The sequence below is a fragment of the Streptomyces sp. NPDC092369 genome, from assembly GCF_044755245.1.
GTDB lineage: Bacteria > Actinomycetota > Actinomycetes > Streptomycetales > Streptomycetaceae > Streptomyces.
This window is the reverse complement of record NZ_JBIVQP010000006.1, coordinates 87182-105971: the sequence shown is the minus strand read 5'-3', so window position 1 is coordinate 105971 and position 18790 is coordinate 87182. Positions and strand designations below refer to the sequence as shown.

Annotated in this window: 18 protein-coding genes and 1 tRNA gene; 11 read left to right on the top strand and 8 right to left on the bottom strand. The window is 69.6% G+C overall.

The window, feature by feature from the left end; all coding sequences use genetic code 11:
* The first annotated feature begins 10 nt into the window (after positions 1 to 10).
* From ACIQI8_RS32395 to ACIQI8_RS32385, 3 genes are all read left to right on the top strand, one after another.
* The gene (locus ACIQI8_RS32395) at positions 11 to 883 is read left to right on the top strand and encodes a YwqG family protein (protein WP_402358246.1); all 873 of its coding nucleotides are present in this window, start codon (positions 11 to 13) and stop codon (positions 881 to 883) included.
* Between the two features lie 466 nt (positions 884 to 1349).
* Positions 1350 to 2735 (top strand): NAD(P)/FAD-dependent oxidoreductase, encoded by a 1386-nt coding sequence (locus ACIQI8_RS32390; protein WP_402358243.1) that lies wholly within the window; start codon positions 1350 to 1352, stop codon positions 2733 to 2735.
* Between the two features lie 207 nt (positions 2736 to 2942).
* Entirely contained in the window at positions 2943 to 4241 is a 1299-nt protein-coding gene (locus tag ACIQI8_RS32385) for a class I SAM-dependent methyltransferase (RefSeq protein WP_402358240.1), read from the top strand.
* An 87-nt stretch (positions 4242 to 4328) separates the two neighbouring features.
* Here ACIQI8_RS32385 and ACIQI8_RS32380 read toward each other — a convergent pair whose 3' ends face one another.
* Complete coding sequence (locus ACIQI8_RS32380; protein ID WP_402358237.1) at positions 4329 to 6857, bottom strand: ABC transporter permease; 2529 nt, start codon at positions 6855 to 6857, stop codon at positions 4329 to 4331.
* Positions 6857 to 7627 carry an ABC transporter ATP-binding protein gene (locus ACIQI8_RS32375; RefSeq protein WP_402358234.1) on the bottom strand — a complete coding sequence of 257 codons (771 nt, stop codon included), beginning with the start codon at positions 7625 to 7627 and terminating at the stop codon, positions 6857 to 6859. The genes ACIQI8_RS32380 and ACIQI8_RS32375 overlap by 1 nt, the downstream gene beginning before the upstream one ends.
* Positions 7628 to 8053: 426 nt before the next feature.
* Between ACIQI8_RS32375 and ACIQI8_RS32370 the strand changes: the two genes are divergently transcribed.
* Positions 8054 to 8137, top strand: a tRNA-Leu gene (locus ACIQI8_RS32370).
* A 113-nt stretch (positions 8138 to 8250) separates the two neighbouring features.
* Here the strand turns inward: ACIQI8_RS32370 and ACIQI8_RS32365 are convergent.
* The 3 genes from ACIQI8_RS32365 to ACIQI8_RS32355 form a co-directional block, all read right to left on the bottom strand.
* Positions 8251 to 8667, bottom strand: coding sequence for a glycosyl hydrolase (locus ACIQI8_RS32365; protein WP_402358231.1), 417 nt, complete (start codon positions 8665 to 8667; stop codon positions 8251 to 8253).
* A 138-nt stretch (positions 8668 to 8805) separates the two neighbouring features.
* Entirely contained in the window at positions 8806 to 9057 is a 252-nt protein-coding gene (locus tag ACIQI8_RS32360; RefSeq protein WP_402358228.1) for a hypothetical protein, read from the bottom strand.
* 183 nt (positions 9058 to 9240) lie between these two features.
* Complete coding sequence (locus ACIQI8_RS32355; protein ID WP_402358225.1) at positions 9241 to 9648, bottom strand: helix-turn-helix transcriptional regulator; 408 nt, start codon at positions 9646 to 9648, stop codon at positions 9241 to 9243.
* A gap of 232 nt (positions 9649 to 9880) precedes the next feature.
* Between ACIQI8_RS32355 and ACIQI8_RS32350 the strand changes: the two genes are divergently transcribed.
* The 6 genes from ACIQI8_RS32350 (at position 9881) to ACIQI8_RS32325 (ending at position 15632) form a co-directional block, all read left to right on the top strand.
* Positions 9881 to 10096, top strand: a complete 216-nt coding sequence (locus ACIQI8_RS32350; RefSeq protein ID WP_402358222.1) for a hypothetical protein — start codon at positions 9881 to 9883, stop codon at positions 10094 to 10096.
* Between the two features lie 61 nt (positions 10097 to 10157).
* Entirely contained in the window at positions 10158 to 10376 is a 219-nt protein-coding gene (locus ACIQI8_RS32345; RefSeq protein WP_402358220.1) for a hypothetical protein, read from the top strand.
* A 122-nt stretch (positions 10377 to 10498) separates the two neighbouring features.
* On the top strand, positions 10499 to 12418 hold the full coding sequence (locus ACIQI8_RS32340; protein WP_402358217.1) for a hypothetical protein: 1920 nt from the start codon (positions 10499 to 10501) through the stop codon (positions 12416 to 12418).
* A gap of 87 nt (positions 12419 to 12505) precedes the next feature.
* Complete coding sequence (locus tag ACIQI8_RS32335) at positions 12506 to 13177, top strand: hypothetical protein (protein ID WP_402358214.1); 672 nt, start codon at positions 12506 to 12508, stop codon at positions 13175 to 13177.
* Positions 13178 to 13395: 218 nt separating this feature from the next.
* Positions 13396 to 14568, top strand: coding sequence for a 4-hydroxybenzoate 3-monooxygenase (locus tag ACIQI8_RS32330; protein WP_402358211.1), 1173 nt, complete (start codon positions 13396 to 13398; stop codon positions 14566 to 14568).
* Positions 14569 to 14744: 176 nt separating this feature from the next.
* Entirely contained in the window at positions 14745 to 15632 is an 888-nt protein-coding gene (locus ACIQI8_RS32325) for a Bax inhibitor-1/YccA family protein (RefSeq protein ID WP_402358208.1), read from the top strand.
* Positions 15633 to 15724: 92 nt separating this feature from the next.
* On the opposite strand, the gene ACIQI8_RS32320 is transcribed toward ACIQI8_RS32325, so the two are convergent.
* Positions 15725 to 15955, bottom strand: a complete 231-nt coding sequence (locus ACIQI8_RS32320; RefSeq protein ID WP_124003749.1) for a DUF4287 domain-containing protein — start codon at positions 15953 to 15955, stop codon at positions 15725 to 15727.
* Between the two features lie 102 nt (positions 15956 to 16057).
* Between ACIQI8_RS32320 and ACIQI8_RS32315 the strand changes: the two genes are divergently transcribed.
* Entirely contained in the window at positions 16058 to 16369 is a 312-nt protein-coding gene (locus tag ACIQI8_RS32315) for a hypothetical protein (RefSeq protein ID WP_402358205.1), read from the top strand.
* A 3-nt stretch (positions 16370 to 16372) separates the two neighbouring features.
* Here ACIQI8_RS32315 and ACIQI8_RS32310 read toward each other — a convergent pair whose 3' ends face one another.
* Both ACIQI8_RS32310 and ACIQI8_RS32305 read right to left on the bottom strand, forming a co-directional pair.
* On the bottom strand, positions 16373 to 17173 hold the full coding sequence (locus ACIQI8_RS32310) for a hypothetical protein (protein ID WP_402359682.1): 801 nt from the start codon (positions 17171 to 17173) through the stop codon (positions 16373 to 16375).
* Between the two features lie 280 nt (positions 17174 to 17453).
* Complete coding sequence (locus tag ACIQI8_RS32305; RefSeq protein WP_402358202.1) at positions 17454 to 18674, bottom strand: acetyl-CoA C-acetyltransferase; 1221 nt, start codon at positions 18672 to 18674, stop codon at positions 17454 to 17456.
* Positions 18675 to 18790 lie beyond the last annotated feature (116 nt).

The window sequence follows — 18790 nt, the reverse complement described above, 5'->3', positions numbered from 1 at the left end:
CATGGCCGTCATGACCGACGAGCGATACGCGCGACTGGCGGCCGATCATCTCTCCGCCGACCTTGCCGACCGATGGACGGCCCTGCTGCGCCCGTGCGCACGCCTGCATCCAGCCGCCGGCGACGAGCGGCCCGTCGCCGCCCTCGGCGGGACGCCGGAGCTGCCGCTCGGGACGGCCTGGCCCGAGTGGCCGGGCCACGGCCCGCTGTCCTTCGTCGCGTCGGTGCGCTGCGCGGCGCTACCGCGCGAGGCCCTGACGACGGGCTTCCCCCAGGACGGCACCCTGCTCTTCTTCTACTTCGAGTACGACGGTGAGGCCGACGGCGACGAGGGTTCGTTCGTCTCCGTCGACGACCCCGGGACCTGGGCCGGGGCCCAGGTCCTGTACGTCCCGGAAGGCACACCGGTCCGCCCGGCGGACGTACCGGGGGAGCTGACCCCGTACCCGCGCACGCCCCTCGCCGCGGAGACGGAGCTGAGCGCCCCCGACCTCTGGCTGCCCCAGGCCCGGCAGGCCCTGCTCGGCGACGGTGGACAGTGGCCGGAGCAGTTGCGCGAGACCCCCACCGAACTCCGCTCGTTCCGCCGCGCGTTCGAACGCCTGCGCGGCGACATGGGCCACCAGGTAGGCGGTCACGCCGTCCCCGTGCAGGGCCCGGTGGAGTACGAGATCGCGGACGCGCACCTCGGCCCGGGTCACCGCACCTGGGGCGACCCGCTCCTGGACGAGGAAGCGGCCCGCTGGGTTTCGCTCGCCCAGTTCGACAGCGACATCGACGCGGAGATGGAGTGGGGGGACGCGGGCACCCTCTACTGGCTGATCCGCCACGAGGACCTCGCCGCTCTGCGCTTCGACCGGGCCCGGCTGGTCGTGCAGTGCTAGGCGTCCATGGACCGCGGCCAGGGGGTCCGGCGGTGGGGCGGATCCGCACTCCACTGAGCACTCCGCACCCCCGATGAGCAGCCCAGGGAGGCCTCGGAGCCCCCTTCGCGAACACCCCGCCGACAAAGTTCGTGAAGTTCTTCACAAGGAATTCGGCCCTGTCGGAGCAGGAAAAGGCCCCGGTTGGCCCTTCCGGGGGCCAGGTAGGGTGTTGAACGCGTTCAGGAGTGTGTGTCGAGGGGGTGTCGGGGGTGTGTCGGCGGGGCGGCCGGGGAGGGGTCGGCGGGGCCGTCGGAGCGTCAGAGCGGCAGCTCACGCGGCATTGACAACGGGTCGTACCGGGCGAGGGTTCCGTCCTCGCGAGGTGACATGGATCATGGCGGCCGCGGAGAATAGCACACCCCCTCCACAAGCTTGTGAAGGGGCGCACGAGCTACCCCCCTGGGGCAGGTGGATACTCGATGGCATGAGCACCACGGAGCGTCCCAGGATCCTCGTAGTAGGCGGTGGGTACGTAGGCCTGTACGCAGCTCGGCGCATTCTCAAGAAGATGCGCTACGGCGAGGCGACCGTCACGGTCGTCGACCCCCGGTCGTACATGACCTACCAGCCCTTCCTCCCCGAAACCGCCGCCGGCAACATCTCCCCGCGCCACGTCGTCGTCCCGCTGCGACGCGTGCTGCCGAAGGCGGAGGTTCTCACCGGCCGGGTCACCAGCATCGACCAGGACCGCAAGGTCGCCTCGATCGCCCCCCTCGTCGGTGAGGCGTACGAGCTGCCCTTCGACTACCTGGTGATCGCGCTCGGCGCGGTCTCCCGGACCTTCCCGATCCCCGGCCTCGCCGAGCAGGGCATCGGCATGAAGGGCATCGAGGAGGCCATCGGCCTGCGCAACCACGTGCTTGAGCAGCTGGACAAGGCCGACTCCACCACCGACGAGGACATCCGCCGCAAGGCGCTCACCTTCGTCTTCATCGGCGGCGGTTTCGCCGGTGCGGAGACCATCGGTGAGGTCGAGGACCTGGCCCGCGACGCGGCCAAGTACTACAAGAACGTGTCCCGTGAGGACATGCGCTTCATCCTCGTCGACGCCGCGGACAAGATCCTGCCCGAGGTCGGCCCCAAGCTCGGCCAGTACGGCAAGGAGCACCTGGAGAGCCGCGGTGTGGAGATCTACCTCTCCACCTCCATGGACTCCTGTGTCGACGGGCACGTCGTGCTCAAGAACGGTCTTGAGGTCGACTCCAGCACCATCGTGTGGACCGCCGGTGTGAAGCCGAACCCGGCGCTGTCCCGCTACGGCCTGCCGCTCGGCCCCCGCGGTCACGTCGACTGCGCCCCGACCCTCCAGGTCCAGGGCACCGACTACATCTGGGCCGCCGGCGACAACGCCCAGGTCCCCGACATCGCCGCCCGCAAGGCCGGTGTCGAGAACGCCTGGTGCCCGCCGAACGCCCAGCACGCGCTGCGTCAGGCCAAGGTCCTCGGTGACAACGTGATGTCCGGCCTGCGGGGCTTCCCGCAGAAGGACTACTCGCACGCCAACAAGGGTGCGGTGGCCGGTCTCGGCCTCCACAAGGGCGTCGCGATGATCGTCATGGGCAAGATGAAGATCAAGGTCAAGGGCCGCCTCGCCTGGTACATGCACCGTGGCTACCACGGTCTGGCCATGCCGACCTGGAACCGCAAGATCCGCGTCTTCGCCGACTGGACCCTCGGCATGTTCCTCAAGCGCGAGGTCGTCGCCCTCGGCGCCATGGAGAACCCCCGCGAGGAGTTCTACGAGGCCGCCAAGCCGGCCCCGGCGCCCGCCGCCGCGGCCAAGACCGAGGAGAAGGCCAAGGCCTCCTGACCTCGGGTCACCTCCGTCGTACGCCCGAAGGGGCCGCTCGCCATCCGTGGTGCGGGCGGCCCCTTCGGCGTGCTCCGGCACCCGCATGCATGGTAGCTACAGGCATTTTGCCCACTCGTAACGCTCACGAGGGACTGCGCTGCGCCCCTACCGGTGTTTACGTAGTGACTGGACAATTAAGGGAACCTCGTCACGGAGGTGTGCGTCATGGCTGACGCCGCGCTGCGGCTCAAGACCCTCTTGGAACAACTGCTGGGCACTCCCCTCCCCGTGCGCATCCGCGCCTGGGACGGGTCGCAGGCGGGGCCGCCGGGCGCGCCCACGCTGGTCGTACGCAACCGGCGCGCGGTGCGCCGGCTGCTGTGGAGACCGGGCGAGCTGGGGCTCGCCCGTGCCTGGGTCTCGGGGGACCTGGACATCGAAGGGGACCTCTACACCGCCCTCGACCTGATCGCCGGGCTGGTGTGGGAGCGCGGGGAGGACGCCAGGTCCCTCGCGCAGATGGTGCGCGAGCCGGAGGTACGGGCCGCCGCCCGCGGACTCGTGAAGCTCGCCGGGCTCCCGCTGCCGCCCGCCCCGCCCCGCGAGGAGGTCCGCAGGACCCGCTCCCACCTGCACACCAAACGCAGTGACAGACGCGCCATCAGCCACCACTACGACGTCGGCAACGACTTCTACGAGATCGTCCTCGGCCCCTCCATGGTGTACTCGTGCGCCTACTGGGAGGCCTCCACGGATGACGCCACGCTTGAGGACGCGCAGCGCGACAAACTCGAACTCGTCTGCCGCAAGCTGGATCTGACGCCCGGTCAGCGACTGCTCGACGTCGGCTGCGGCTGGGGCTCCATGGCCGTGCACGCCGCCCGCGAGCACGGCGTGAGCGTCGTCGGCATCACCCTCTCCCAGGAACAGGCCGCCTACGCCCGCAAGCGTGTCGCGGACGAGGGGCTCACCGACCGGGTGGAGATCCGGGTGCAGGACTACCGGGACGTCGCCGACGGTCCCTACGACGCCATCTCCTCCATCGGCATGGCCGAACACGTCGGCGCGGAACGGTACTTGGAGTACGCCCGGGATCTGTACCGGCTGCTCAGGCCCGGCGGCCGGCTGCTCAACCACCAGATCGCGCGCCGGCCGCAGAGCGACGAGTCGGCGTACGACATCGACGAGTTCATCGACGCGTACGTCTTCCCGGACGGCGAACTCGCCCCGCTCGGCTCCACCGTCACGCAGTTGGAGCGGGCCGGGTTCGAGGTGCGGGACGTCGAGTCGATCCGCGAGCACTACGCGCTCACGCTGCGCCGCTGGGTGGCCAACCTGGAGGCGGAGTGGGGGCGGGCGGTGAAGCTGACCAGCGCCGGCCGCGCCCGCGTCTGGCGCCTCTACATGGCCGCCAGCGCCCTCGCCTTCGAGCGCAACCGCATCGGTGTCAACCAGGTGCTGGCGGTACGCACACCCGAGTCGGGCCGCTCCGGGCTGCCGTTGCGGGCGCGCACCTGGAACTGAACCGACCACGTCCGCACGGCACTTGACTGCGGAGGGGCTCCGCCGCCACCCGGCAGCGGAGCCCCTCCGCAGTCAACATCCCTCCCGCTACTCCGACTTGATCGCCGCCAGCATGTTCATCTTCGCCGCCCGGCGGGCCGGCCACAGCGCGGCCAGGATGCCGACCGTCGCCGCCAGCAGCAGGAAGATCGCCATCCTGGTCCAGGGCAGGACCAGTTCGTACGTCGCCATCTTCGCGCCCAGCAGTTCGCCGGCCGCCCAGCCGAAGAACACGCCCAGGCCGATGCCGAGAACGCCGCCGAACAGGGAGATGACCAGGGACTCCAGGCGCACCATGCGCTTGATGGACTTGCGGTCCAGGCCGATCGCGCGCAGCATGCCGATCTCCTGCGAGCGCTCGAAGACCGACATCGCCAGGGTGTTGATGACACCGAGGACGGCCACGATGACCGCCATGGCGAGCAGCCCGTAGAGCATGTTCAACATCAGCGTGAAGATCTGCGCGATGTCGTCGGACAGGTCCTGCTTGCTCTGCACCTTGATGGCCGGGTTGGTGCCCAGGGCCTTCTCCAGCTTGTCCTTCGTCGCGCTGGAGGCGCCGTCGGCGGTCTTGACCAGGATCTGCATGTCGCCCGGGTCGGTCAGGTGCGGGGTGAGGACCTTGTTGTCGAGCATGATGCCCCGGATCAGCTCGTTGCCCTCGTAGACACCGGCCACCGTCAGCCGCTGCGCCTTGCCGTCCTCGTAGTGCACCGTGAAGTCCGAACCGGCCTTCCAGCCGTAGGACTTGGCGGTGTCGTCGTCGACGACGACCTGGTCGCCGCCGACCTTGAAAGAGCCGCTGTCGACCTTCAGGTCGGTCAGCTCGCCGATCGCGGCACCGTTCACGCCGGTCAGGTACTCGGTCGTGCCGTCGATGCGCGAGGGGGAGTTGCGCAGCGGGCTGGTGGCGGCGACGCCCGCGGTGGACTCCAGCTTCCTGTCGACGTCCGTGGACAGTTCGTTGCCGTTGGCCATGGAGATGATGTAGTCGGCGCTGATCGCGGCCGAGGCCATCTTGTCGATCGACTTCTGCAGGCTGCCGGCGACCACCGTCATACCGGTGATCAGGGTGAGCCCGATCATCAGCGCGGAGGCGGTGGCGGCCGTACGGCGCGGGTTGCGCACCGAGTTCTGGCGGGCCAGCTTGCCCGAGATGCCGAAGATCCGCAGGACCGGTGCCGTCGCCGCGATCAGCGGGCGGGACAGCAGCGGGGTCAGGATGAACACGCCGATGATCAGCAGTACGGCGCCGAGCCCCATGGGGGCCTGGCCGGTCGAGCCGTCCATCGTCGTGGCGGCCAGCACGGTCGCGATGCCCGCGCCGCTGAACAGCGCGCCCAACGTGTTGCGCAGCACCAGCGACTTGGTCGTCGCCTTCGCGTGCACGCTGCTCATCGCGGCCACCGGCGGGATCTTCGCCGCCCGGCGGCCGGGCAGCCAGGCCGCCAGCATGGTGATGACGACGCCGACCAGGAGGGCGGCCACGACCGTGCCGGGGGAGATGACCAGCGGGCCGTCGGGGACGGTCGCGCCGAAGGAGTTCATCAGCGAGCGCAGGCCGGCTCCGATGCCGATGCCCGCGACCAGTCCGGTCACCCCGGCCACCACGCCGACCACGAACGCCTCGATCAGCACCGAGCGCGTGACCTGCCGGCGGGAGGCGCCGACCGCGCGCAGCAGCGCCAGTTCCTTGGTGCGCTGGGCGACCAGCATGGTGAAGGTGTTGGCGATGATGAACGTGCCGACGAACAGCGCGATGCCGGCGAAGACCAGCAGGCCCTGCTTGAGGCCGCTCATCGAGGAGGCGATCTGCTCGGCCTGGTCGTCGGCGAGCTTCTTGCCGGTCTCGGTCTCCACGAGCTTGGCGGGCAGCGCCTTGTCCAGCGCGGACTTCAGCGCCGCCTGGGAGGTGCCGGAGGCCGCCTTCACGTCGATCTCGTCGAACGTGCCGGGCTTGCCGAACAGGGTCTGCGCGGTGGCGGTGTCGTAGAGCGCGAGGCTGCCGCCGGCCGCGACGTTGCCGTCGTCGGTGGTGAAGATGCCGGTGATCCTCGGGGTGAGGACCGGGCCGTCGACGGAGATGCGGATGGTGTCGCCGACCTTGTAGCCGGCCCGCTTCGCGGTCTCCGCGTCGATGGCGACCTGGTCCTTGCCGTGCGGGGCGGTGCCGGAGGTCAGCGGGTAGCGGGGGTCCTTGTCGCCCCAGTAGTTGCCGCCCTGCGACTGGAAGCCGCCGCCGATGAGCTTGCCGTCCTTGTCGGCGATGGCGGTGAAGCCGGTGACGACACCGATGGCGTTCGAGGCGCCCGGCACCTTGGCCGCGGTGTCGAGCTGAGCCTTCGTCAGCTCGGGCGTCTTGTTGATCGTATTGCCCGTGTCCCGCTGGGACTTGGGCGTCACGGCGACGTCGACCTGGTCGAAGCCCTTGGCCGAGCTGTTCTGGAAGGCGTCGGAGATGGTGTTGGTGAAGACCAGGGTCCCGGACACGAACGCGACGCCGAGCATGACGGCGAGGACGGTCATCAGGAGGCGGGCCTTGTGCGCGAGGACGTTGCGCAGGGCGGTGCGGAACATCAGCTCGTACGGCCCTTCGCGTCGAACTGCTTCATGAAATCAAGGACTGCCTCGGACGACGGCTGGTAGAGCTCGTCGACCAGCCGGCCGTCGGCCAGGAAGACCACGCGGTCCGCGTAGGCCGCGGCCACCGGGTCGTGGGTGACCATGACGACGGTCTGGCCCAGCTCCCGTACGGAGTTGCGCAGGAAGCCGAGCACCTCCGCGCCGGAGCGGGAGTCGAGGTTTCCGGTCGGCTCGTCGCCGAAGATGATGTCGGGGCGGGAGGCCAACGCGCGGGCCACCGCGACGCGTTGCTGCTGGCCGCCGGAGAGCTGCGAGGGGCGGTGGCTGAGCCGGTCCGCGAGGCCCACCATCTTGATGACGGTGTCCAGCCACTGCTTGTCGGGCTTGCGGCCCGCGATGTCCATCGGGAGCGTGATGTTCTCGATGGCGGTCAGCGTCGGCAGCAGGTTGAACGCCTGGAAGATGAAGCCGATCTTGTCGCGGCGCAGCTTGGTCAGCGCCTTGTCCTTCAGCGAGCCCAGTTCGGTGTCGCCGATGCGCACGGATCCGGAGGAGAAGGAGTCGAGGCCGGCCACGCAGTGCATCAGCGTGGACTTGCCCGAGCCGGAGGGGCCCATGATCGCGGTGAACTCGGCCTGCCGGAACTCGACGGAGACGCGGTCGAGGGCGACCACCTGGGTCTCGCCCTGTCCGTAGATCTTCGACAGATCCGTGGCGCGCGCGGCCACGGTGGTGGTCCGGCCGGCGACGGGTGTGGTGGTCACGGGAGGCTCTCCTCGAAAGGACGACGTGTGAAGGGGACGTCTCCCATCGTGGTTGCCGGATGTGCCCGTGTAGTCAGCCGCTGTTCCGGTTCCGAAGGCAGACTCCGGAGGGACCCGGGGTGGTCGAGTCATACCTGGGGATGACGGTCACCCCTGAGGGGGTCCGTCGAAGGGACTCCTCGACCGGCGCGCGGAAGCGCTTGCGTCAAGAACCGGTGGAGCACCCTCGTTCGGGCGGTGAAATTCCGTCATTCCGCATACGCCCCCGGATCCCGCACGCAAGGCTATTGGCATGTGCGGATGGCCCGTTCCAGTGGCTGATGCACCCTCAGGCATCAATAAAATAAGACAACATCGGTACACCGGGCCGCTGTTCGAGGGAAGCATCCCGATAGGCTCGGAACCTCGACGCGGAGCCCATGGCCTGCCCGGATGGTGGAATGCAGACACGGCGAGCTTAAACCTCGCTGCCCCTTCGCGGGCGTGCCGGTTCAAGTCCGGCTCCGGGCACCTCCATGCCCACGCGACGACATCCGACGCGTGGGCGCTCACCCTTTCGGGGGTATTTTCAGCGTCAATCCTTATTGACGTTGGTGTCAACCCTTGAAGACGGTCGGTCGGCCCTAGTACCAGCCGGTGCAGACGATCGCCGTGCCGTCGCCGGAGTCGCCGCAGGCCCGCATCAGCTTGCCGTTCGAGTCGCGCCAGGCCTCGGTGTGCACGCTGGTTCCGGCGTCGACCCGGCGGATGCCCAGCTGCGGCTCCCAGGTGCGGCCGCCGTCGCTGCTGCGGTCCACCCAGACGTGCATGCCGACGGCGCCGTTGGTGACCCGGCCCCAGGCGCAGGTGTTGGTCCCGGAGCCGTTGTACCTCAGCTCGAAGAGCTGGCCCCTGGCGCCGGTCGCCGAGCGGGCGGTACCGGTCACCACGTTGGTGTTGCAGCCGTCGGCGGCACTGGCGGTAGTGCCGACGCCGGACATGGCGAGCAGTCCGGTGGTCATCGCCAGCGCCGAGACCGTGGCCGCGACCTTCTTGTTCACACGCATTCTCTTCTGTTCCCCCTTGCGAGCCCTGAGGCTCATGCGGTCGATGACGGAAGTCTCGACCGGGGGAGCGGGGCGCGGCCATCCTGGACAACAGAGGTTGACCGGCCCGCAGAACGCCTGCTAACGCCGACGTCAGCCCTGGTAGACGGTCAGTACCGCGCCGCCCATCTCCACCCGGCGCCCCGCCCGCATCCCGTCCCGCCGCAGCGTGCGCAGGCAGGTGTGGAAGAGGGCCAGCTCGTCCGTGTCCAGGACGGCGGCGGCGAGGTCCACGAGTTCGGCGACCGACTCCTCGGTGAGCTCATCGGGCAGTTCGCCGGAGAGCAGGACGACCGACTCGCCCGCGGGACCGCGGACCACGGCCGTGGCCGGTCCGCCGTGCACGAACAACACATTTCCCCCCGGACAGGCGCTTGCGCCCGGGGTCGTGCGGCTCTCGCTCCTCGGGCAGGACGAGAGACTAGCGGGGGATCTCGGTGGTTTCGGGCGCAGTTGAATTCTTTTTCCGACTTGACGGAAGTGGCACCCACCTCGGTCGTCGGACGGCGCCGCAGGCTCCGGGAGCGGTCACTTCTCCGGTGCGCGAGGGGTGGAGCGGTCCAGCAGGGACTCGACGAGGGCGGCCACATGGCGGCGGTCGTCGGCCGACAGCTGCTGGACGCTGGCGATGAGCAGGTCGACCTCGGGGTCGGCGGGGTCGCCGGCCGCGGCGGTGGGATCCGAGCCGGCCGGCGGGCCGTACACGTGGATGCCGCAGGCCTCGGCGGCGGCGCGGCGCACGGTGTCCAACGGCAGTTCCAGGCCCTTGGACAGGCCTTCCAGGGTGGTCGACTGGGGCATGCGGGAGACGCGTTCGGTGGTGGCCAGGTGGTGGACGGTGGAGCGCGGGACCCCGCCGCGGCGCGCCACGTCGCCGTAGGACCAGCCTCTTCGGTCGAGGCGCTCGCGGATCAACTGCTGCAGTGCGTTGGCCACTGGTGCGTCACTTCCTGCTTGCCGCTCGCTGGATCCGTGCATGTCGGAGGCGATTCTACGGGCGGCTGCGGGGGCCGCCGAAAGAGTGATTCCCCGAACGGGTTGCGGAGCGTGTCCCCGAGGGCCTAGTGTCCAATCTCGTTGGACAGCACGTCCGACCAGATTGGACAGAGTCTGGGGGGAACCTGACTCCGTCCGATCGGAACTGCCCGTCCCTGAGGGGGAACTGATCATGATGGACGCCCACGAGCTCGATGCCGAGTCCGCCGAGCTGCTGCCGGGCCGCGAGGCCCTCGGAAAGCTGAAGTTCAGCTTCAACCGGACCACGAACGTCACCAAGCACGTCGCCAACATCGAGGCGGCCAACCAGTCCGCCGCCGTCAACGACCACTCCTCGTGGTCGGCGGCCGACTCCGGCGCCGCGCAGAACATCACGGTCAAGCAGTAGCGCTCGCGCTCCACCTCGAACAGAACCCGACATCCACCGACATCCCGAGAGGACATCCATCATGAGCATGGACATGCACGAGCTCGACACCGAGTCCGCGGAGCTGCTGCCGGGCCGTGAGGCGCTGGGCAAGCTGAAGTTCAGCTTCAACCGCACCACCAACGTCACCAAGCACGTCGCCAACATCTCGGCGTCCAACGAGTCCCTGACCCTCAACGACCACTCCGCGTACTCGGTCGCGTCGTCCTCGGCCGCGCAGAACATCACCGTCACTCAGTAGCGGTACGGCCACGGGGGCGGACCGCACGTTGCCTGCGAGGCGGTCCGCCCCCGTGGCGTCTTTACCGGGGGGAACCCGCCGCATCCGGGGGGAGGCGGCGCGGACTTGGGGGGAGAACCACAATGACGGTGCTCGGAGACGGGCCCACGGCGCTGTACGGCACCGGGCCCGTACCCGGTCCGGGCGGCCGCCCGGTGACCTACGAACAGGTCGCCACGGGCAGCGTGCCGGTCGTCGGACAGCCGTTGGTACCGCGGCTGAGCGCGGGGCTGCAGCTGCACGGCGAGTACCAGGGCTCGGGTTTCACCGAGCCCAAGTACATCGCCCGTCGGGGGGACGGGCAGGTCGTGCAGCTGTCCCGGCTGCTGTACCTGGTGGCGTCGAGCGTGGACGGCGTCCGCGACATCGAGACGATCGCCTACCGGGTCAGCGCGCGCTTCGGCCGCGAGGTCAGCGGCGAGAACATCCGCTACCTGGTGGAGAAGAAGCTTCAACCGCTGGGCGTGACGGTCCCCGAGGGCCAGGAGGACGACGAGGTCGACGCCCCGCGCTCCGACCTGCTGCTCGCCCTCAAGGGCCACCGGGTGATCTTCAACGAGCGGCGTACGGCGGCCATCGCGAGCGTCTTCACCTGGCTGCACCGGCCGCCGGTCGTCGCGGTCGTGCTGCTGGCGGCCGTCGCCATGGACGTATGGCTGTTCGGCTTCTTCGGGGCGATCGAGCCGGTCCTGGAAGTTCTCGACCAGCCGGTCCTGATCCTGGTCGTCTTCGTGCTCACCGTGGCCTCGCTCGTCTTCCACGAGTTCGGCCACGCCTCCGCGTGCAGATACGGCGGTGCCCGGCCCGGGTGCATCGGCTGCGGGCTGTTCCTGATCTGGCCGTCGATGTACACCGACGTCACCGACGTCTACCGGATCGGCCGGGCCGGGCGGCTCCGCACCGACCTGGGCGGGGTGTACTTCAACGTCGTCTTCATGCTCGCCATGGCGGGGGCGTACTTCGCCACCGGGCAGCCGTTCTTTCTCGCGGCCGTGTACTTGGGCCACTTCGAGATCCTGGAGCAGCTGATGCCGGCCGTCCGGCTGGACGGCTACTACATCCTGGGCGACCTCGCCGGGGTGCCGGATCTCTTCGGCAAGATCAAGCCGATCCTGCTGAGCCTGCTGCCGGGGACGAAGGGGAGGGCGGCCCGCAAGGAGGTCGCCGGGCTGAAGAAGTCGACGCGGCGCATCGTCTCCACCTGGGTGCTGACCATGGTGCCGCTGCTCATCGGCGAGTTGGGCTACGCGCTGTGGAACCTGCCGCGGATCCTCGCCACGATGACGCGGTCGCTGACCGAGCAACTCGTGGGCACCGGTTCGGCGTTCGCCGACGGGAAGATCGTGGAGGGGCTCGTCGGGACGATCGGCTGCGTCATGCTGCTGTGCCCGATGGCCGGAATCGTCTATCTGTCCGTGAAGATGGGCGGCCGCCTGGTCCGCGCCGCGAAGAAGTCCACGGCCGGCCGGCCGGGCCTGCGGATCGCCGTCTGCGCACTGGCGCTGGCCGGTCTCGCGGGCCTCAGCTACGCGTGGACCTCGGGGATCGCACCCCAGCCGCTGCCGAAGCGCCCGCCCATCGCGCCGATCCTGCAACCCGGGGTCTCGACGCAGGAGCCCGAGCCCCGCAACGCCTCGACCTCCGACGGAAGCGCTTCGAACGGCCCCTCGGACAGCGCCGGTTCGGCATCACCGGCGACCCCGGGCGCGAGCGCGGGTCCCGGCGGCGGCGCGTCGCCGGGCGCGTCCGGGAGTACGGCCGCCTCGGCGTCCGGCTCCCCGTCCGCGCCGGCGTCGGCCCGGCCGTCCGACCAGGCTTCCCAGAACCCGGTGGCTCCCAGCCAGGACCCGAGCGGGGGCGACCCGGAACCGTCGTCGCCCGGCACGGGGGGCGACCCGTCCGCCCCCGATCCCACCACCCCGACCCCCTCGGAGAGCGCCCCGGCCTCCCCGTCCGACCTCCCCTCGACCCCACCGGCCAGCGAGACGCCGGCGGCGACCTGAGAGGGAGTCGGGAGCGCCGCTCGGCAGGTCGTGGCCTCCCGGGCGGGGGCTTCCCGTCCGGGACCGTTCATCCATCGAGGAGAACCCTTGAGCAGCCATCGAAAAACCCGTACCCCAAGTCCACTCACCCGGCGTGCCGTCCGTTTCGGGCTGTTCGCCGCCGGGGTCGCCGGGGCGGCGACCGCGGTGCCGGCGCAGGCCGCGACCGGGACGACGCACGTCGCGTTCGCCGAGGACCATGTGTTCACGCAGGCCAACCGGGCCCACCACACCCAGGCGAAGGACTCCTTCACCGTCCGGCAGTTCGGCACGACCAAGGCCACCGCCGTGCGCAACCAGGCCAACGCGGCCTCCGTGGGCTGTTCCGTCGACGACCACTGCCGCTCGGTGGCGCTGTCCTTCCAGATCGTCACCGTCGCCGGTGAGCAGACGCACCTGAACGCCGTGAACCTCAGCGACGCCGCCAACAAGGAATGCACCGGCTGCCAAACCCTGGCCGGCGCCTACCAGTTCGTGGTCTCCACGCCCAAGGCGTTCACCCTCGACGGCGGCGCCAAGCGCCAACTCGCCGACATTCACCGCCGGTTGGACACGCTGACCCGGTCCAAGCTGCCGGCCGCCGACCTCAAGACCCAGGCCGACGCCCTGGCCGCCGAGGTCACCGGCGTCCTCCAGAATGCCGTCGCGCACGCCCCGAAGGGCGAGGAGAAGCCCGACGTCACCATGCACCGCCATCTGGACGGCTGGCCGGGTCGCTGACCCGCCGCCACCGTCCGGCCGAGCCGGTCGCCCTGCCCGTGACCGCCCCTTCGCGGACAGGACGACCGGCGACGGTCGGGTCCGCCGGCGGTGGCGCGGACCGTTGACATCGGGAAGGCCTCGGCGCAGACTCGGATCGATCAAGTGAATAAAACTTCACTGTACGAACATCCGTGCATTCGTCGGCCGCACAGAGCCCCGCCCGAAGGGAACGCCCGATGCGTACCACCGTCGGCATCATCGGAGCCGGCCCCGCCGGTCTCCTCCTCGCCCGGCTGCTGCACCGCGCCGGCATCGACTCCGTCGTCCTCGAAAGCCGCGACCGCGCCTACGTCGAGCAGCGCCAGCGCGCCGGAATCCTGGAGCAGGGCACGGTGGACGTGCTGCGCGCGGCCGGCGCGGGCGAGCGCATGGACCGCGAGGGCCTGCGCCACGACGGCATCGAGCTGCGGTACGCGAGACAGCGCCACCGCGTCGATTTCCCCGGTCTCACCGGTGGCCGGTCCGTGACGGTCTACGCCCAGACCGAGGTCTGCAAGGACCTGATCGCCCTCCAGCTCAAGGAGGGCGGCCCGCTCCTGTTCGGGGCCGAGGCGCTGAGTGTCGAGGGGGCCGAGGGCGAGCGGCCGCTCGTCGTGTTCCGGTACGAGGGGCGCGAGGACGTCCTCGACTGCGACTACGTCGTCGGCTGCGACGGCTCCTGGGGCGTGGCCCGGAAGGCGATCCCCGCCGAACTGACCCGGGTGTTCGAGCGGACGTACCCCTTCGGCTGGCTCGGCATCCTCGCCGACGTACCGCCCTCGCACGACGAACTCGTCTACGCCCGCCACGACCGCGGCTTCGCCCTGCTGTCCATGCGCTCCCCGTCCGTCTCCCGCCTCTACCTCCAGGTCCCCGACGGCACGGACGCCGAAGCGTGGAGCGACGACGAGATCTGGGCGGAGCTGGAGCGCCGCTTCGAGACCGACGACGACTGGCGCCTGGAGCGCGGCCCCATCACCCAGAAGTCCGTCACCCCCATGCGGTCCCACGTCCACGAGCCGATGCGGCACGGCCGGCTCTTCCTCGCCGGTGACGCGGCGCACATCGTGCCGCCGACCGGCGCCAAGGGGCTCAACCTGGCCGTCGGTGACGTGGTGACCTTCGCGCGCGCACTGACGTACAAGAAGGAGACCGGTTCGGACGAGCTCCTCGACGGGTACTCGCAGACCTGCCTGCGCCGTGTGTGGCAGGCCGAGCGGTTCTCGTACGACATGACGACCATGCTGCACCGCGCCCCCGACGCCACCGACTTCGAGGACCGGCTGCAGCTGGCGCGGCTGGAGCGGATCGTGTCATCCCGTGCCGCCGAGACCGACCTGGCCGAGGGATACACGGGGTTCGCCCTATAACTTCTGTGTCCCAGGTCTGTCATGATCAGGCCTCCCGTGGTGGCGGGAATCACCCGGCCACGTAGCGTGTTGCGCAGCACGACGAGGGAAAGATCCTCCCCAAGCAGTAGGGTCAATCCTTTGCCTACCTATTACTCTTGAGCCAAGGCCCACGAAGGTGGCCATGGAGGAGTGAAATGAGGAGCAGAAACCCGGTCTTCTCGCGACGGGGGTTCAGCCGCGACAACGGCTACGCGGGCTTCAACGCCTCGCCGCAGGCCGGGGGTCCCGCCGTCGGCACGCAGGCCAACCCGTACGCGCAGGGGAACCCCTACGCGAACAACCCGTACGCCCAGACTGACCTGCAGAACGGCGCGCCGCCGCAGGCACCGGCCACCACCGGCCGGATGACCATGGACGATGTCGTCCTGCGCACGGCGTCCACGCTCGGCACCCTGATCGTGACGGCCGCGCTCGCGTGGGCGCTGCTCCCGGTCGACGACGCCAACATCAACCGCTCCTACGGGATCGGCGTCGGCGCCGCGCTGATCGGCATGGTGCTGGCGTTCGTCCAGTCCTTCAAGCGCAAGGCCTCGCCCGCGCTGATCCTGTCGTACGCGGCGTTCGAGGGCGTGTTCCTCGGAGTCGTCTCCAGCGTCGTCGACAACCGCATCGCGAGCGGCGCGGCCATGCAGGCCGTGATCGGCACGATGGCGGTGTTCGCCGGTGTCCTGATCGCCTACCGGGCGGGCTGGATCCGGGTCAACCGCCGCTTCTACGGCTTCGTGATGGCGGCCGCGCTCGGCTTCGTCCTGCTGATGATGGTGAACCTGCTGTTTGCCGTCTTCGGCGGCGGTGACGGCCTCGGCTTCCGCAGCGGCCCGCTCGGCATCGTCTTCGGTGTCATCGGCATCCTGCTAGGCGCGTGCTTCCTCGCGCTGGACTTCAAGCAGGTCGAGGACGGCATCGCCTACGGCGCCCCGAAGGAAGAGGCCTGGCTCGCCGCGTTCGGTCTCACGCTGACGCTGGTGTGGATCTACCTCGAGTTCCTGCGCCTGATCGCGATCCTCAACAGCAACGATTAGTCGCCGACGGTCGTGCGGTAGTCACGCCACAGTTCGCAGCAAAGGGCCCCGGGTTCGCTCCCGGGGCCCTTTGGCGTGGTCCAGGTGCGCGCCTAGAGGAATTTGCGCGCCGCCCTCCTCAGGTCGTACTCGTGGATGAGCGCCTTCGCGTGGCCGTACGCGAGGTTGTGTTCGTGGCGGAGCCAGCTGACCTTTTCCTCGAAGCGGAAGAGGGCGGGGCCTTCGTCGACGGTGCGGAGCCAGTCGGACACTTCACGACCGGTGCAGTGCGGGATGCGGGCGAGCATGTTGCGGTGGGTCTCCTGGGAGAACACTTGGGACATCGGCGCCTCCGGACGCAAAGGGGATGTAAGCCGGTCCTTCACGTCACCGTGCCTGAGCGTTGGCGTGTTGGCAACAGTGCGGCGCCGCGTACGCTCGGTCCCGTGGTTGATACGACGCCTTTGACGCGAGCCGTGGATCACTTCGCCGACCGTCTGCGGGCGGCTCCGCAGAGCCGGCTGCAGAGAAGTGGTGCGGCGGAGGCGCTGGCGCTGGCCAGGGAGTTGGCACTGCGTGCCCAGCGGATCGAGGACCCGTCCTGCGTTCCTCGGGAGATGCCGGATGCGGGGATGTTCGCCGCGGCCGATCAAATCACCGTTGCCGTGCATGATTTGGCCCTCGTGCTGTCGGACGAGGGCCAGGTGGAGGACGCGGTGAAGTTGGTGACCGAGGCGCAAAAACGCGCCGGCGTGTGATCGCTAGAGCGACGCTATGACCCGGTCCGCCAGGATGTAGACGTTCTCCTCGCCGCACGCGAACGTCAGTGTGTACGCGCCCGAGACTCCCGAACCGCCCAGCAGGATCGGGGTTTCGCCGGCGCGGAGGGCCGCGGAGAGGCGCTCCGCCGTCTCGCGGTGGCCCGGGGTCATGCAGAGGGTGGTGCCGTCGGCGAAGACGTAGACGTCGAGGGTGCCGAGCGGACCCGGGCGGACGTCGGCCAGTTCGACCTGGGACGCGGCCAGTTCCTCCAGGGTGGCGACCGTGCGTTCGTGGTCGTTCACCACCGGTGACTGGACCGGTACGAAGTCCGGGTGGGAGGGGTGGCGGCGGCGGGCGGCGGCCAGTTCGGGGGAGTCGCCCACGAAACCGTCCATCGAGGTGCCGCCCGCGAACCCGTCCGCGTCGGCGCCGGCCTCGGTCACCGCCTCCATCGGCTCAAGGCCCACGAAGTCGCTCTGGCGGGGCAGGAACAGCTCGCTGTCCGGCAGCCCCAGCAGGGTCGGCGCATCGCCGTCACGGGCCTCCTGGGCGGCCCAGAAGGCACGCGCCTCGGCCAGTTCACGCTCACGTTCCTCGGCGAGCGCCTCCGCGACGGCGGCGCGTATCTCGTCGGCCTCGGCCGAGAGGCGGGCGGCTGGCACGAGTCCGCGCGCGGTGCTGTGCTCCGCGAGCTGGGTGTGCAAGGCCGCGACCTCACGGCGCAGCACCAAGAGGGTGCGCAGCACGGCGACGCCCACGGCGCCGGTGGCGACCGTGGTGAGCAGCAAAGCGATCGGCATAGCGCTCACTGACGTACTCCCGGTTCAAAGTCGACCCCCGACTTCCTACATCAGCTTGAAGGGCGGACTAACCAGCTGTCAGTGCGTAACGTCACGAAACGGACAGGACTTTGGGCCCGGGGTTTGGTGCTGTAACGGCTCTGACCTGCGGAAAACCCTCCACTTGGGAGATAGGTCACATCCTGGGGGAGATTGGATCACAAAACGGCCCGGAGCCCGGCGGATTCCCGGACTCCGGGCCAGAGGCTCACCGTTGGTGCCTCGGCGGTTACGGAGCGGTTCAGCTCAGGCGCTCGATGACCATCGCCATGCCCTGGCCGCCGCCGACGCACATCGTCTCCAGACCGAACTGCTTGTCGTGGAACTGAAGGGAGTTGATCAGCGTGCCGGTGATGCGGGCGCCGGTCATGCCGAAGGGGTGGCCCACGGCGATCGCGCCGCCGTTCACGTTCAGCTTCTCCAGCGGGATGTTCAGGTCGCGGTAGGAGGGGATCACCTGGGCGGCGAACGCCTCGTTGATCTCGACCAGGTCGATGTCGTCGATGGTGAGACCGGCGCGGCGCAGCGCCTGGTTGGACGCCTCGACGGGACCGAGACCCATGATCTCGGGGGACAGGCCCGAGACGCCGGTGGAGACGATGCGGGCGAGCGGGGTCAGACCGAGCTCGCGGGCCTTGGTGTCCGACATGATCACGACGGCGGCGGCGCCGTCGTTGAGCGGGCAGCAGTTGCCGGCGGTGACGAAGCCGTCGGGGCGGAAGACCGGCTTCAGGCCCTGGACGGCTTCGAGGGTGACGCCGGCGCGCGGGCCGTCGTCCTTGCTGACGACCGTGCCGTCGGGGGTGGTGACCGGGGTGATCTCGCGCTCCCAGAAGCCGTTCTTGATGGCTTCCTCGGCGAGGTTCTGCGAACGGACCCCGAACTCGTCCATGTCCTGGCGGGTGACGCCCTTGAGGCGGGCGAGGTTCTCGGCGGTCTGGCCCATCGCGATGTACGGGTCGGGGACCAGGCCGTCCTCGCGCGGGTCGTGCCAGCTGTCGGCGCCCTGCTCGGCGACCTCGGCGGTGCGGGCCTCGGCGTCGGCGAACAGCGGGTTGTGCGTGTCCGGGAGGCTGTCGGAGTTGCCCTTGACGAAGCGGGAGACCATCTCGACACCGGCCGAGATGAAGACGTCGCCCTCGCCGGCCTTGATGGCGTGCAGGGCCATGCGGCTGGTCTGCAGCGACGAGGAACAGTAACGGGTGATCGTGCAGCCCGGCAGGTGGTCCATGCCCATCTGCACGGCGACGATCCGGCCGAGGTTGAAGCCCTGCTCGCCACCGGGGAGACCGCAGCCGAGCATCAGGTCCTCGATGTCCTTCGGGTCCAGCTCGGGGACCTTGGCGAGGGCGGCCTGGATGATCGTGGCGGTGAGGTCGTCGGGCCGCAGGTCCTTGAGGGAGCCCTTGAAAGCGCGGCCGATGGGGGATCGGGCGGTCGAGACGATGACTGCTTCGGGCATCACGGCTCCATTGGCGTAAGGAAGGCGGGCAGGGCTTCTTGGGAAGTTACCCGTACGTACGGTCAGGGTCACGGGTGGCGCGGTGTGACCCTGACCGCAGTTTCCAAGCGCTTGCT